Origin of the sequence: Aliiroseovarius zhejiangensis, from assembly GCF_014656375.1 — a bacterium.
Taxonomy (GTDB): Bacteria; Pseudomonadota; Alphaproteobacteria; order Rhodobacterales; family Rhodobacteraceae; genus Aliiroseovarius; species Aliiroseovarius zhejiangensis.
Map to the genome: position 1 here is coordinate 72,386 of NZ_BNCH01000003.1, position 15,302 is coordinate 87,687.

Here is a 15,302-nt window from a genome sequence, read left to right on the forward strand (position 1 = left end):
CACTAAGTGTGAAGGGGCGGTGCGAAAAAAGCTTCACTTCCGTACAAAGACAGACTGGCTTATGCGATCGCTAAGGCCGCAGCGTCGCGCAAGATCGCGGTGATTTCGGGCCGGTAATGGTCGCAATCGGTCCGGTGCGTATCCCCTTGGTGCAGCACCAGCGGGGCAGCCAGCCGGAACGCCCCGCGCCCCCCTTTGCGTGCCTGAACGATCACCAGAGAAGCGGCCCGCCCAACCCGAGGGCAAAGGGGTTTGACCACAACCGATCCCAGCCGCGCATCCATCGCACGCAGCACTTCGGGCAGGCGTTCGGCGTTCTGGATCAGGGTCATGTGGCCACCGGGCAGCAGCCGCCTGGTGGCCTGGTCCAGCCACGCGGTCAGGGGCGTATCCTCGCCCAGGGCACCCTCGCGGATGGTGTCGGGCGACGGGGTGCCGCGATCACGCCGAAAGTAAGGGGGGTTCATGATGACGTGATCGAACCGATCCTGTCTGAGCGCGGCAGGCATCTGCTCCAAATCGCCATGGTGAACCGTCATGGCCAGGGCATTCATGCGGGCATTGTGGCGGGCCAGATCGGCATAGACGCTCTGACGCTCCAGCCCCACCAGGCGCAAGCCGCGAACGCGCCGACCAAGGCACAGGATGGCGGCGCCCGCCCCGCACCCCAGATCCAGCACCGCCTGCCCTGATTGTGCGGGAACGGCGGCGGCCAGAAACACCGGGTCGACCCCGGCGCGATAGCCGGATGCAGGCTGCGTCAAGGTCAGTTGACCGCCCAGAAACGCGTCATTTGTCAAGTCAGTCGCGGGGTCCGTGGTGCGCATCTGTCAGCCTTCGTATTCGACGCCGTTGTCGCGCAGGATGGCGCGCGCACGAAACAGATCGCGTTCAAGAACCATCAGGCGGCGCGGCAGGATTCCGATCGAACCTTCCAGCGCACTCATATGGACGTCCATCGCAAAGCAGTCTATATCCTCGCCATCAAGCAGGGCTGTGACAAACGGGATCAGGGTTGGGTCTGTTGTCCGAAGAAGCTCTCTCATAGATATGGACTTAAGGGCAGGGCCGCGGCTTTGTCGAGCCGGATGTCGGGCAAGTTGACGGGAAGGTGATCATGCTGATCGAAGCTGCACATAAACCGCACGAACGTTTGGGCGCACACCTGAAGGACGAGATGGCGGCAGTGAACGCGCTGATCGCCGAGCGGATGGCATCGAAGAACGCCCCGCGCATCCCCGAGGTGACAGCGCATCTGGTCGAGGCCGGTGGCAAGCGCCTGCGCCCGATGCTGACACTGGCGGCGGCGCGGCTGTGTGGCTATTCGGGTCCGTATCACATTCATCTGGCCGCAACGGTCGAGTTCATTCACACCGCCACGCTGTTGCATGATGATGTGGTGGACGAAAGCGGCCAGCGGCGCGGGCGGCCCACCGCCAACCTGTTGTGGGACAACAAATCCAGCGTTCTGGTCGGCGATTACCTGTTTTCGCGCAGTTTCCAGCTGATGGTCGAAACCGGCAACCTGCGGGTGCTGGACATTCTGGCCAACGCTTCGGCCACGATTGCCGAAGGCGAAGTGTTGCAACTGACCGCCGCGCAGGATCTGGCGACGGACGAGGCCGTGTATCTGCAAGTCGTGCGCGGCAAGACCGCCGCGCTGTTTTCAGCGGCCACCGAAGTGGGTGGCGTGATTGCCGGCGCTTCCGAGGCGCAGGTCAAGGCGCTGTTCGACTATGGCGATGCGCTGGGTGTGTCGTTCCAGATCGTCGATGATCTGTTGGATTTCACCGGCGGGGACGCAATTGGCAAGAACATCGGGGATGATTTCCGCGAGCGCAAGCTGACGCTGCCCTTGATCAAGGCCGTTGCCAAGGCAGATGCCGAAGAGCGCGCATTCTGGACCCGCACCATCGAAAAAGGCCGCCAGCAGGATGGTGATCTGGATCACGCGCTGGCGCTGATGCACCGCCACGGCGCGTTGGAAGACACGCGCGCGGACGCCATGGTCTGGGCCGGGAAGGCAAAGGCGGCGCTGGCGGTGCTGCCGGATGATCCCATTCGCGACATGCTGCACGACATCGCGGATTATGTGGTGGCGCGGATCAGCTGAGGCGGACGGGTTCAACCCACCAATCCGGCTGTCGGGCTGAAAGCCCCCGCGCCGCATCCTGTGCCGCCTTTTCCGTGTCAAACAGGGCAAAACACGTGGCGCCGGACCCCGACATACGTGCCAACCGGGCACCCGGCAGGGATGACAATGCCTGCAGCACCGATGCGATCACCGGCGCGGCGTCGATGGCCGGGGCTTCCAGATCGTTGCGCTGAGTCGCCAGCCAGTCGATAAAGCCCCGTGTTTTCAACCCCTTCGGCAGCTTCTTGGGCATGGGCGGATTGGTTTTCGTTGCAAGCGCCGCAAAGACAGCGGGGGTCGAGACGGCAATGCCAGGGTTGGCCAGAACCGCAAACAGCGGCGGCAGGTCATGATAGGGGATCACATCCTCGCCAATGCCGCGCATCCGGGCGGCCTGTCGCATCAGGCAGACCCGTACGTCAGCCCCCAACTCGGTTGCGCCTTCGGGCAGTTTTGTATCGCCCGTCAGATCCGATAGCGCCAAAAGCGTGGCGGCGGCATCCGAACTGCCCCCGCCAATCCCGGCCGAGGCGGGCAGGTGTTTGGACAGCAGGATGTGAACCGGAATGCCGAACAGTGCGGCGGCGCGCGCAACAAGGTTCGTGTTATCGGTCGGCACGCCGTCGGCGCGAGGCCCCGTGACCTCGAACCGGGGGGCAGGTGCGGGCATGACTGTCACCCGATCACCGACATCGGCAAAGGCCACAAGGCTGTCCAGCAGGTGATACCCGTCCTTGCGCTGGCCGGTGACATGCAGCGTCAGGTTCACCTTTGCAGGGGCGAAGACCTTGATGATGCTCATTCGGCCGGGTGCAGGGGCGGGGCCCCTTCTTCTTCCAGCACCACATCCAGCCCGACTTCCATCTTGCGCCGAATGCGGTCGGGGTCGATTTCGGTCAGGTCGGTCTCGTCCGAAATGAAGCTCAGGGCGCGGCTCCACTGGAACCAGGCTTCACGCTTGCGACCCACGGCCCAATAGGTGTCACCCAGATGATCGTTCAGGATCGGGTCCACCGGAACAAGTTCGACGGCACGTTCCATGGTTTCGACGGCTTCGTCATAGCGCCCCAGGCGGAAAAACACCCAACCAAGGCTGTCAACGATATAGCCGCTGTCAGGGCGAACGGCGACCGCGCGTTCGATCATGTCCAACGCCTCGTCCAGATTTTCCTGCCGCTCGACATAGGTATAGCCCAGATAGTTCAGGACATTTGGTTCATCCGGGCTCAGTTCCAGTGCCTTGCGGAAATCGGCCTCGGCAGCAGGCCATTCGTCCAGCTTGGTCAGCGCAATTGCACGCTGGAAATAGGTGGCCCACTGGCCCGGCAGGTCTTCGGTAAAACCTGCGATGGCCTGATCATAGGCCGCGCGCGCTTCCTTGAAGCGGTCGACCTGCATCAGCGTATCCCCCAGCGCGACCCGGAACCGCAACGTGTCGGGATAGGCGTCGGCCAGCGTGGTCAGCTCCGCGATGGCGTCATCGAACCTGTCGGACCGGCGCAGCACATCGGTGCGACCCAGTGCGGCGTCCTGATACAACAGGCTGTTATCTGGCACACGGCCATAGGCCTCGACCGCCAGATCGTGTTGCTTCAACCGCTCCAGCAGCCGGGCGGACAGCAGGATTGCGGTGGCGCTTTTCGGGTTCAGATATTCGGCGAGACGGCTGAAGATCAACGCAATTGTCGGGTCGGTGTCGACGCTGCGGCTTTCGGCCACGGCATAGAACAGCTCGGCCACGCCATCATTCGGAGAGGTGATGCCAGTAAAGGGCAACACCTCACCCGCTTCCAGCCGCGCGATGATGTCATCGACCTCGGGGTCGACACGGGGCGAGGCATTTGCGTTCATCAATTCCAGCGCATCGGCGTGGCGGTCAAGTTGGCTGAGCACCTGCGCATAGGCCAGAATGCCGCCGCGGTTCAGCTGCATCTCGCCCTCGTCACCGCTCAGAATGCTGGCCGCGCCTTCGAAATCGCCCACATGCGCCAGCGCCAGTGCCTTTTGGAACTGGGCAAAGGCGCGGGTGTTTTCATCGGCCGACAGGGCATCGAAAATCTCAAGCGCCTGCGACATGCGGCCCTGACCAAGGCTGGCCCATGCGGTGATCATCTGATCAACCATCCCGGCCACCGAAACACCCCCTTCAAGCAGCGCAATGGCCCCATCCCAGTCATTGCTGACCAGCGCATCGCCCAGCAGGACAAGGCCCGCCAGTTGGTTGTCGGGGTTGATGGAGGTCAGGCGCTGCGCAAATGGCAGGGCTTTGCCGACCTCGCCCAAAGCAGTGTGTGCGACAACCAGCCCTTCCAGGATGTCTGCACGGTCCGGGTTGTCGACCAAGGCCCGCGTGCCGTATTCGACCACCCTTGCGAAATCGCCGGACAGATCAGCCTGTCGCGCGGCCAGATAGGGGCCTGCCGCATTGGCCTGCGCCTGGAGGGGGGTGACACCGGCAAGACTGGCTGCTGTCGCAAGGGCCAGGGCAAGTTGGCGAGGGGTTGAGAATCTAAGGGGCACCACGGACGGCTTTCTTGTTGGATGGCTTCGATTATCGAAGCGTTGAACAGGAACCTAATCGGCTCGTCCGGTGAAAACAATGAGGGGCGGCACGTGGCCACCCCTCACATTTGCGTTTTTTCGAACCGGCGTCACATATTGGGATAATTTGGCCCGTCACCGCCCTGCGGCACGGTCCAGGTGATGTTCTGGCTGGGATCCTTGATGTCGCAGGTTTTGCAGTGCACGCAGTTCTGGAAGTTGATGACAAATCGCGGGTCTTTGCCGTCTTCCTCGACCACTTCGTAGACGCCAGCCGGGCAATATCGCTGCGCGGGTTCGGCATATTCCGGCAGGTTCACATTGATCGGCACGGTCGGGTCGATCAGCTTCAGGTGGCAGGGCTGGCTTTCTTCGTGGTTGGTGGCCGAAAAGGACACGTTGGTCAGACGGTCAAAGGACAGTTTCCCATCGGGCTTCGGGTAGTCGATGACCGGGAAGTCCGCCGCCTTGCCGGTCGCCTGCGCATCGGTCTTGCCGTGTTTGACCGTGCCAAAGGGCGAAAAGCGCAGAAGCGATTGCACCCACATGTCGAAGCCACCCAGCATCAGCGATGCGGTCAGGCCGAACTTCGACCAGAGCGGTTTCACATTGCGCACTTTTTTCAGATCTTTGGCAACGTCGCCGGTGCGCAGTTCTTCCTCGTAATCGGCTAGCTCATCGCCCGAGCGGTCGGCTGCGATGGCTTTGACCGCCGCATCTGCGGCGGCAATGCCCGACAGCATGGCGTTGTGGTTGCCCTTGATGCGCGGCACGTTCACCAATCCGACCGAGCAGCCCAACAGTGCCCCACCGGGGAACGAGGCTTTCGGCATCGACTGATAACCGCCCTCTGAAATCGCCCGCGCGCCATAGGCCACGCGTTTGCCGCCTTCCAGCAGCGATGCGATCTCGGGGTGATGTTTGAACCGCTGGAATTCCATGTAGGGATACAGATGCGGGTTCTTGTAGTTCAAGTGAACCACGAAGCCGACAAACACCTGATTGTTTTCAAGGTGATAGATGAACGACCCGCCGCCCGCGTTCTTGCCCAGGGGCCAGCCCATCGTGTGGGTCACGGTGCCTTCGCTGTGCTTTTCCGGGTCGATTTCCCAGATCTCTTTCATGCCAAGGCCGAATTTGGGTGCATCCCGCCCCGCTTGCAGGTCGTATTTGGCAATGATTTCCTTGGCCAGCGATCCGCGCACGCCTTCCGAGATGAAGACGTATTTGCCGTGCAGCTCCATCCCCGGTTCGGTGTTGGGGCCGTAAGATCCGTCCGGTTCCAGTCCGAAGACGCCAGCCACGACGCCTTTGACTTCACCTTTGTCGCCATAGACCAGTTCCGAACAGGCCATACCGGGGAAGATTTCGACGCCCAGTGCTTCTGCCTGTTCGGCCATCCAGCGGCACACATTCGCCATCGAGACGATGTATTTTCCGTGGTTGTTCATCAAGGGCGGCATCGGCCAGTTCGGCACGCGCAGATGGCCCGCCGGGCCAAGCACAAGGAAGTTGTCTTTCTTCACCGGGACGTTGATCGGTGCGCCCTTGTCTTTCCAGTCAGGGATCAGCTTGTCCAGACCGCAGGTGTCCAACACGGCGCCGGACAGGATATGCGCGCCCACCTCGGACCCTTTTTCCAGCACAACGACGTTCAGATCGGCGTTCTGTTGCTTCAGTCGGATGGCGGCCGACAGGCCAGCCGGGCCAGCGCCCACGATGACCACATCGTATTCCATGCTTTCGCGTTCAATGTCGCTCATTTTCTTTTCCCCGGATGGTCCGTTTCGCAAGATCGTTAGCTTGACCCACCCGGCGGGTCAATCGGGACACTGCGTTACAACGACGATCCACCGGGGATTTGGCCGGTTTTTTCGGGTGTTTGCGCTGACATGGCCATTCGGCGATGTCGTGCCGTACATGTCCCCCCGACCCAACATTGCCGTTGCAAATCGTGTGGGATTGTTAGACGTTCTTGGTAACCGGGGTGTTTGCCCCATGACATGATCACAATAAAACGGTAACAACTTCGCCGATGCGCCGGTTGCGCATGGGCCACGGAAGAACGAATAGGTCTCATGGATAAGATACCTCTGACACGCGCAGGACACACTGCGTTGAACGACGAACTGAAACTGCTGAAGACCGAAGAACGTCCGGCCATTATCCGCGCGATTGCCGAAGCGCGCGAGCATGGCGATTTGTCCGAGAATGCGGAATACCACTCGGCCCGCGAAAAGCAGAGCTTCATCGAAGGCCGGATCAAGGAGCTGGAAGGCGTGTTGTCGCTGGCCGAGGTGATCGACCCCGCAACCTTGTCGGGTGCGGTGAAGTTTTCCGCAACAGTGACGATTGTCGATGAAGATACGGACGAGGAAAAGACCTATCAGATCGTGGGCGAGCCCGAGGCCGATATTGAAAACGGCAAGCTGAACATCAAATCCCCGCTGGCGCGCGGGCTGATTGGCAAGGAAGAAGGCGACAGCGTCGAAGTGCGCACACCGGGCGGTGAAAAGGCCTATGAGATCCTGAAGATCGAATGGATCTAAGGCCGCGCGCAGCGGACACGAGGAACAGGATGAACGACAAGACGAAAAGCGGATCTGCAAGTCTGGGCACAGGGCGCATGAGCGGTCTGAACGCACAGGTGCCGTCACTGAGCGGGGGCGAGGTCATCGGGCTTCTTCTCTCCGGTCTCTGGCTGGCGGGCTGCATCCTCTTTTTTCTGGTCCTGGGCTTTGGCAGCAGCGATGGCGAAGGCCTGTCCCAACCGTTGCAATTCCTGATGACACTTGTGGCGGTGATCATGCCGGTGGCCGTGATCTGGGTGGCGGTGGCCGCGCTGCGATCAGCGCGCATCATGCGCGAGGAAAGCGTGCGGCTCAGCGCCGCGATTGATGCGATGCGGTCGGCTTATATTCAGCAGCAGCAGGGGTTCACCGGCACGCCCGCTCAGGCGTCGAAGGTGGAACAGAAGCTGGAAGAGATCGCGCAGGTCAGCCGCAAGACCGAAAGCGCGCTGGCGACCTTCACCTCGATCCGGCCGGGCATGCCCACGCTGGCCAACCCAACGCCTACCAACCCCAGCCCTGCGATCGTGTCCGATAGCGCGGATCAGACCACTGCCGATCAGACCAGCCTTGCGCTGGGCACCCCGGTCGAAGACCTGAACCCGCCCCTGTCGGTCGAGGATTTCATCCGCGCTCTGCATTTTCCTGAAACCGCCGATGATGCCGACGGGTTCCGCGCGCTGCGCCGGGCGTTGGATGACCGTCAGGTCGCGGGTCTGGTGCAAGCCTCGCAAGATGTTCTGACCTTGTTGTCGCAGGATGGCATTTACATGGACGATCTGCGCCCCGACCGGGCGCGACCGGAAATCTGGCGCAAGTTTGCCGCAGGTGAACGTGGGCGCGGTGTGGCCGCCTTGGGGGGCGTGCGGGATCGTTCGTCGCTGGCCCTGACGGCAGGGCGCATGAAGCAGGACCCGATCTTTCGCGATGCTGCCCACCATTTCCTGCGCCGCTTCGATCAGACCTTTGCGGGGTTTGAAAAGAACGCCTCGGACGCCGATATTGCGGCGCTGGCCGACACCCGGACGGCGCGGGCTTTCATGTTGCTGGGTCGTGTAACCGGAACGTTTGACTAAGTCTTGTCCCGTTGCAAGGCGATGGCCCCGGCCAGATAGACGAGTAAGGATATTGCGGCGCTGATCAGCACGAAACGTGCCACCGCCTGCGGGGTCAGGCCCCAAAGACCAAGCGAAAGGCCGAAGGCGGCCAACATCGCCGTGGCCGCGCCGGCGACCAGCAACGTCGCGGGTTTCAGCCCCGCGCGCCCACGCCCGCGCCAGACCCGTTTCAGGGCATGCACCATGCGACCCATATCCGCCTGAATGGCCACCAAAGCGGGCACGACCAGCAGCACCAGCACCATGCCGAAGCCCAGCCCGTATGTCAGGGTGATCACCGTGGGTTTCAGGAATTGTGCCTGACGCGATGTTTCATACAAGAGCGGCCCAAGCCCCAGCACCGTGGTCATCGTGGTCAGCATCACCGGGCGCAGACGGTCCGCCGACCCGTCGATGATCGCAGGCACCAACCCGCGTTCGCGGGCGTATTCGTCGATGGTTGTGACCAGAACGATTGAATCGTTGATGATGATCCCGGTCATGCCGATCAGCCCGACAACCGAAAACATCGACAAGGGCACTCCCCATTGCACATGGCCGAAGATGGCGCCGACCAGTCCGAAGGGGATGATCGCCATCACCACCAGCGGGCGCGTCCAGCTTGAGAAAATCCAGGCCAAAGTCAGGAAGATTCCGAGCAGCACAAGGATCAGACCGGTTCGGGCGTCTTCCAGAAACTCGCTTTGCTGTTCAGCCAATCCGCCAAGCCTGAAGGCGATACCAAACTCCTCGGCCAGGTCGGGCAGGATGTCGGTTGCGATGGTGCGCTGGATTTCCTCGGCGCGGGTGGCGTTGTTTTCGTCGATATCACCGGTGACATTGACCAGACGTATGCCGTTCTCGCGCTGCACGCTGGCAAACCCGGTGCGTGACCGGACCGACACCAGATCGGCAAGATTGACATAGGTGCCGGATTCGGTGCGCAACTGCGTGCGTTCCAGAAAATCCGAGGTCTGCTCGGTCGCGGGCAGTTGCACCCGGATTTCGGCCGAGCGTGTGCCATCGGGATAGCTGGCGGCTTCGATCCCGTTCAGGCGGTTGCGCAGCACGCGCCCCAGCCCGTCGATGGTGAAACCAAGGGCCTTGCCCTGGGCGGTCAGATCAAGGATCAGCTCCTCTTTGTCATAGGACAGGCTGTCCTCAAGCGCCGAGACTTCGGGATACGCCGACAGGCGGCTTTTGAAGGCTTCCGACGCCGCCTTCAACTGTTCCGAGGTGGCCCCGTACAGGTCCACATCCAGACTGTCACCGCCGGGGCCATACCTGTTGCCACGGAACGACAGCACCTCTAGCAGCGGGTGGCTGTCGACAGCGTCCTGAAGCGCGCCGACAAAGGCAAAGGCGCTGTAGGGGCGCAGGTCCGCGTCGATCAGTTCGACCGACACCGACCCAAGCAGGTCGTTGTCCTTACCGTCGACACCCGACAGCCCGCGACCCGCGTTGCCCCCGATCTGCGACAAGGCGTGCACGACCGGGTTGCGGCCGTGCTTCTGCTCGAACTCGGCGGCGGTGTTCTCTACCGCTTGCTGCACAAGGCGCATCATTTCAAGCGTATCGTCGCGGGTGGCGCCCGAGACCATGGCGAAATTTCCTGTGACCGAGGATCGTTCCGGCGCGTTGAAAAACCGGAAGGCCAGATCGCCGCGAATGAAAATGGACGCCTGGCTGGCCAGGATCAGCACGGTCAGGGCGATCACCGGATACCGGGCCTTGATCACCCAGCCCATCGCCGGGCGAAACGCGTGGTCGCGCACCCAACGAAACCCTCGGTTGACCTGCCGTGACGGCCAGTCATACCAGTGTTCTTTGGCCGTATGGGTCAACGCATGCGCCATGTGGTGCGGCAAGATCAGGAAGCATTCGACCAGCGAAGCCGCCAAAACGACAATCACGGTAAAGGGAATATCCGCGATCATATCGCCAAACCGTCCGCCGATGGCAGTCAGGCCAAAGAAGGCGATCACCGTGGTCAGAGTGGCGGAAAACACCGGGGGGAACATGCGTTTGGCGGCGTTCTCGGCGGCTTCAACTGGGGATTCCCCCAGCCTGCGGGCGCGAAAATCGGCGTGTTCGCCCACCACGATGGCGTCATCGACCACGATCCCGAGCGTGATGATCAGCGCAAAGAGCGAGATCATGTTCAAGGTCAGCCCCGACATATACATCAGGAAGATGGCGGTGGTCATCGCCACCGGAATACCCGCCGCGACCCACAGGGCTGTGCGGGCGTTCAGAAACAGAAACAGCAGCAGCAGCACCAGCGTCAGGCCCTGTAATCCGTTTTCCATCAACATGTTGATCCGCGCGGTGATCAGGTCGGACCGGGTGCGCACGAGCGAGATCTTGACCCCGTCTGGCAGGGTCGGCAGCAATTCGGCGCGCACCTCTTCGACGATTTCCTGCATCCGGATCGCATCCCCTTGCGCCGAACGTGACACATTCAGCGCAATCGCTGCATCGTCGCCGACGAAATAGGACCGGTTGCGATCGACCCCTTCGACGCTCACCTGTGCCACATCGCCCACGGTCAGCTTCGACCCGTCCGGGTTTGATCGCAGGACAATCGCCTCGATCTGGTCGGCGCTGCGTTTGGCCACCCCTGTGCGCACGCGGGCGGCACCCGATGCGACCTCGCCCGCCGGGTCCGCGGCCACTTCGCCGGCGATCGCTTCGGCGATCTGGGCCATGGTGACGTCATGTTCGATCAGCGACAGCGATGTGACCTCGACCACCGTGCGTGGTGCCTCAAAGCCCCGGATGCCGGTGCGTGTTACGCCGCGTTCAAACAGGCGAATGATCATTTCATCCGCGAAGCGGCCAAGCTGTTCGATCCCGACCGGGCCCGAGATCACGACGTCGGTCACGCTGTCGCGCCAGGCCCCGCGCCTGACCTGTGGGGTGTCGGCGTCCTCAGGCAGGTCCGACATCTCGTCCACGGCGGTCTGCACATCGTCGGCGGCGCGGGCGACATCCCAGCCCGGTTCAAATTCCAGCGTGATGCTGGCGCGGCCTTCAAACGACCGGGAACTGACGCTTTCCACCCCTTCGACGGCCAACAGGGCGGGTTCCATGACCTGCACGATGGCCTCGTCCACGTCCTCGGCCCCGGCGCCTTGCCAAGTGGTCTGGACCGAGACGCTTTCGATCACCACATCGGGAAAGAACTGCGCCCGCATTCGGGGATAGGCGAACAGGCCCAGGGCGATCAGCACCACCAGCAGAAGGTTCGCCACCGTGGCATGGCGGGTGAAATAGGACAGAAGGTTCAGGCCACGTCCCATGCGCTAGTTCCCCATCCGCTGTTCCAGCCGTGCCAGAGTATCGGCGGGCAGCGCGCCGGTATCCAACTGGGCCAGAATGCGTTCGCGCGCGGCCTCCGGCATACGGTCATTGCCTTCCACGAAACTGCGCAGACGGGCCAGGCGTTCGGGTTCCAACGTGACCATTTCTGCCTGTGACTCGGGTGCGGGGGGCTGTCCGGGGCGGACCGGACGGATGCGGATGCCCGCGCCCAGGGCCGGGGTGCGTTCGGTCACGATCTCCTGCCCCTCAAGCGCGGTGGCGCGCACGATCACGTCATTGCCCTGACGGCGCAAGAGCTCGACCCGCGCGCTGCTCAGGCGGTCTTCGGGGCCAAGCACCAGAACCTCGTTCTGTGCGTTCAGCGCCGAGGCGGGCAACAGGACGCTGCCGTCCAGTTGCGGTTCATCGACTGTAACGGTCACAAAATCACCAGGACGCATTCCCGGCGACGGGTCGAGTGTTGCAAAGATCTGCCGCCCGGTCTGCCCTTCGCCGACATCCGCGCTTTCGCGGTCGATCCGGCCGGTTGCGATCAGGTCAAGGCCCGCAGCGTCCAGCCGGACTGTGATATCCGTGTTCGACAGACGGCCCTGATCGTCCAAGAGACGCGCATATTGCGCGGCGGACACCCGAAACCGCACCTCAAGCGTTGATGGGTCGATGATCCGGCCAATCTTTTCATTCGCCGCCACCACGCCACCGCGCAACACGGACACATCGGTCAGAATGCCCCCGATTCCGGCATGGATCAGCGTTTCGTCCAGCCTGCGCTGCGCTTCGTCCAGTTGAATCTGGCTGCGACGCAAGGCCGCTTCGGCGGTCGAGACGCGCGCCTGCGCGGTGATCACGGACTGCCGTTTGCCCAGCACCGCCTGTTGCGCCGCCGAGGCTGCAAGGGCGGCTGTTTCCACCGCCGCTTCGGTGCCGACACCTCGGGTGACCAGATCGCGTTGTCGGGTCAGGGCCGCTTCGCGCAGGTCTGCCTGCCTTGTGGCATTGTTCAGATCATCCCGTGCCAGTTCCAGCGCGGCGCGTGCGTCCCGCAGTTCGGCCTTGGCTTGCGACAGATCGGTCTTGGCCAGTTCCAGCGAGAATTCGAAATCCGTCGGGTCGATGCGCAGAAGTTTGTCGCCCTGCTGCACCACACCGCCGGTTTGGAAATTTTCGGCCATTTCGGTCACCGTGCCGCCGGTCAGCGCCCGCACGTCCAGCGCGCGCCGCGATGACAGCTCGCCATAGGCGGTCATGACCGGGGTCAGGGTCCCGGCCGTGACCGTCATCACGTTGGCTGAAAAGATGCGCTCGCTTGCGCCGGGGTCCGCGCTGTCGCGTTCGGCCCGCGCCTTGATGGCCGAATTGATCATGCTGCCTGCCATCGCCAGCAAGCCAAGCGTTGCCGCCAGAAGGAAAAGCCCGGTCAGGCTGCGGCCCAGAAAGCGCATGTCACAACTCCACTTTATGCCGTAACATCCTGTATTGCTTAGCCGGTGCAGGCAAGCGGCGCATGGTCACAGCTTCGGCATGTCGACGGTTGGCATACCTGTTACGTAACACACGCGCGGGCAGATCATTTCCGTCGCTTGTGTTCATCCAGACGCGGAAAGATCTCGACGAAGTTGCAGGGCATGTGGCGATAATCAAGCTGATGCACCAGAATGTCGTCCCACGCATCCTTGCACGCACCGGGGCTGCCGGGCAGGGCGAACAGATAGGTGCCATTTGCCACGCCGCCCGTGGCGCGGCTTTGCACCGCTGATGTACCGATCTTGTTCATCGAGATGATGGTGAAGACGGTGCCGAAGGCTTCGATCTCTTTCTCATAGACATCGCGATGTGCCTCGACCGTCACGTCACGCCCCGTCAGACCTGTGCCGCCGGTCGATATGACCACATCAATGCCAGGATCCAGCGACCATGCCCGCAACTGATCGGCGATCTGGTCGCGCTCGTCGGGGCAGATGGTGCGGTCGGCCAGGATGTGCCCGGCCTGTTCCAGTCGGTTCACCAAGGCGTCGCCGGACCGGTCTTCGTCCATCCTGCGCGTGTCCGAGACTGTCAGGATGGCGATACGCACCGGAATGAACTCTCGTTTGGCGGCGTCTTGTGCGGTGATGTGGGACATGTTCCGTTCCTAGGTAAGCGTGATCCAGTTGGGGGTCGGGCCGAGGTTCAGAACCTGCGTGTCTCCGATGAGCCCGGTTTCGCCCCACGCATCGTGGATATGACCGCATAACAGCCATTGGGGCGACAAACGTCGCGCCGCATCCAGCACGGCCTGCGATCCAAGCGACCCCAGCTCGCCATGTTGATCTGCGATCCCCTTGGGCGGCGAATGCGAAATCAGGATGTCAGCCCGGTCGATGTCTGCCAGCATCGCCTGTGCTTCACCCTCGGTCAGGTCGAAAGAGGTCCACGGAATGGCGGGTGGTGGCGGGATGGCGGCGCCGATCCCGGCGATGGTCAGGCCGTCGATCACGATGGTTTCGCCATGTAAAACGGTGACATCTGTTCCCGCGACGGCCGCGCGCAACTCGCCTTCGGTCTCGTTGTTGCCGGGCACCATCACGGTCGGCACGCCCAGCGTCGTGAACGGGGCCAGAAAGTCTGCCAGCCCTTCACGGCGATGCGCGTAGTCGCCCACGCCCAGAATCAGGTCCGCCTGTCGCGCCGCATCAAGCAGCTTTCGCGCTGCGACCTTACTGAGATGCAGGTCGGAAAAGGCCAGAATTTTCATGTCAGATCCCGCAGTTTTGCCTGTATCGATAAAAGGTCTGCCCAAGCCTCGCGTTTGGCGGCAGGCGTGCGCAGAAGATAGGCAGGGTGGGTCATGGGCATGACGGGTTTGCCCCATGCCTCGTCCCACGTGCCGCGCATCCGCATGATGCCTTTGCGCCCCAAGACCGCCTGACACGGGCTGTTGCCCATCAGGACGATCAGATCAGGGGCAACAAGTTGCACGTGCCGTTCCAGAAACGGCACCATCATCGCGATCTCATCGGCGCTGGGATCTCGGTTGTTGGGCGGGCGCCATGGCATAACATTGGTGATATAGATCGCGTCCTTCGACAGCGGCGCGTCGCGTCCCATGCCGATGGCGGCGAACATCTTGTCCAGCAGCTGTCCGGCGCGCCCGACGAAAGGCTTGCCGGCAATGTCCTCGTCCCGGCCCGGTGCTTCGCCAATGATCATCACACGGGCGGCGGGGTTGCCATCGGCGATCACCGTGTTGCGCGCGCCGCGCTTCATTTCGCAGCCTTCGAAGGCCTCAATGGCTGCCCGCAACGCGTCAAGGTCCTTGGCGGCGGCTGCGGCCTGTTTGGCCAGTGCGACAAAATCCTGCTGCGGCGCTGCTGTGGCAGGCGCTTTCGCAGCAGGCGCGAGCGTTGACGCCGGTGGCGATTTCGTGGGTTTTGGCGGGGTCGGTTCCAGCGCATATCGGTCAATGGGCGCGTCCCCGATCGCGTCCACCGCGCCGAGTTCGATATACCATTCCAGAAGCGCCTTCGCGCCATGCCAGTCTTGTGCCGATTCCATGCCGCACAGCCTAGTTGCGCGGGCAGGGAAGGTAAACGATCTGTTGGGTTTTCAGGCGCGGTGGGGATGGACGAACCCCACGCCCGATCCTATAAGCGGATC

Annotated in this window: 13 protein-coding genes; 3 read left to right on the forward strand and 10 right to left on the reverse strand. The window is 62.4% G+C overall.

Annotation, left to right across the window (positions count from 1 at the left end; translation table 11 throughout):
* Nucleotides 1-59: 59 nt before the first annotated feature.
* Both IE188_RS08255 and IE188_RS08260 read right to left on the reverse strand, forming a co-directional pair.
* Nucleotides 60-827, reverse strand: a complete 768-nt coding sequence (locus IE188_RS08255; protein ID WP_191286017.1) for a tRNA1(Val) (adenine(37)-N6)-methyltransferase — start codon at nt 825-827, stop codon at nt 60-62.
* 3 nt (nt 828-830) lie between these two features.
* A complete protein-coding gene (locus tag IE188_RS08260) occupies nt 831-1,046 on the reverse strand; it encodes a putative signal transducing protein (protein WP_191286018.1) in 216 nt (71 codons plus the stop codon).
* 71 nt (nt 1,047-1,117) lie between these two features.
* On the opposite strand from IE188_RS08260, the gene IE188_RS08265 reads away from it, so the two are divergent.
* Nucleotides 1,118-2,113, forward strand: coding sequence for a polyprenyl synthetase family protein (locus IE188_RS08265; RefSeq protein WP_191286019.1), 996 nt, complete (start codon nt 1,118-1,120; stop codon nt 2,111-2,113).
* Here the strand turns inward: IE188_RS08265 and IE188_RS08270 are convergent.
* The 3 genes from IE188_RS08270 to IE188_RS08280 all read right to left on the reverse strand — a co-directional run bounded on the left by IE188_RS08270 (nt 2,106) and on the right by IE188_RS08280 (nt 6,438).
* On the reverse strand, nt 2,106-2,936 hold the full coding sequence (locus IE188_RS08270; protein WP_191286020.1) for a 4-(cytidine 5'-diphospho)-2-C-methyl-D-erythritol kinase: 831 nt from the start codon (nt 2,934-2,936) through the stop codon (nt 2,106-2,108). The genes IE188_RS08265 and IE188_RS08270 overlap by 8 nt on opposite strands.
* Complete coding sequence (locus tag IE188_RS08275) at nt 2,933-4,657, reverse strand: tetratricopeptide repeat protein (protein ID WP_191286021.1); 1,725 nt, start codon at nt 4,655-4,657, stop codon at nt 2,933-2,935. Before IE188_RS08275 ends, IE188_RS08270 begins: the two co-directional genes overlap by 4 nt.
* A 128-nt stretch (nt 4,658-4,785) precedes the next feature.
* Nucleotides 4,786-6,438, reverse strand: coding sequence for an electron transfer flavoprotein-ubiquinone oxidoreductase (locus IE188_RS08280; protein ID WP_191286022.1), 1,653 nt, complete (start codon nt 6,436-6,438; stop codon nt 4,786-4,788).
* Between the two features lie 315 nt (nt 6,439-6,753).
* Here IE188_RS08280 and greA point away from each other — a divergent pair, with 315 nt between their 5' ends.
* Entirely contained in the window at nt 6,754-7,224 is a 471-nt protein-coding gene (greA, locus tag IE188_RS08285) for a transcription elongation factor GreA (RefSeq protein ID WP_191286023.1), read from the forward strand.
* Nucleotides 7,225-7,301: 77 nt separating this feature from the next.
* Nucleotides 7,302-8,321, forward strand: coding sequence for a hypothetical protein (locus IE188_RS08290; RefSeq protein ID WP_229836683.1), 1,020 nt, complete (start codon nt 7,302-7,304; stop codon nt 8,319-8,321).
* Here IE188_RS08290 and IE188_RS08295 read toward each other — a convergent pair.
* From IE188_RS08295 to IE188_RS08315, 5 genes are all read right to left on the reverse strand, one after another.
* Nucleotides 8,318-11,644, reverse strand: coding sequence for an efflux RND transporter permease subunit (locus tag IE188_RS08295; RefSeq protein ID WP_191286025.1), 3,327 nt, complete (start codon nt 11,642-11,644; stop codon nt 8,318-8,320). The genes IE188_RS08290 and IE188_RS08295 overlap by 4 nt on opposite strands.
* A gap of 3 nt (nt 11,645-11,647) precedes the next feature.
* Nucleotides 11,648-13,108, reverse strand: a complete 1,461-nt coding sequence (locus IE188_RS08300; RefSeq protein WP_191286026.1) for an efflux RND transporter periplasmic adaptor subunit — start codon at nt 13,106-13,108, stop codon at nt 11,648-11,650.
* A 125-nt stretch (nt 13,109-13,233) separates the two neighbouring features.
* Complete coding sequence (moaB, locus tag IE188_RS08305) at nt 13,234-13,788, reverse strand: molybdenum cofactor biosynthesis protein B (protein ID WP_191286027.1); 555 nt, start codon at nt 13,786-13,788, stop codon at nt 13,234-13,236.
* Between the two features lie 9 nt (nt 13,789-13,797).
* Entirely contained in the window at nt 13,798-14,400 is a 603-nt protein-coding gene (locus tag IE188_RS08310) for a metallophosphoesterase family protein (RefSeq protein ID WP_191286028.1), read from the reverse strand.
* A complete protein-coding gene (locus tag IE188_RS08315; RefSeq protein WP_191286029.1) occupies nt 14,397-15,200 on the reverse strand; it encodes a uracil-DNA glycosylase in 804 nt (267 codons plus the stop codon). Before IE188_RS08315 ends, IE188_RS08310 begins: the two co-directional genes overlap by 4 nt.
* Between the last annotated feature and the right edge of the window lie 102 nt (nt 15,201-15,302).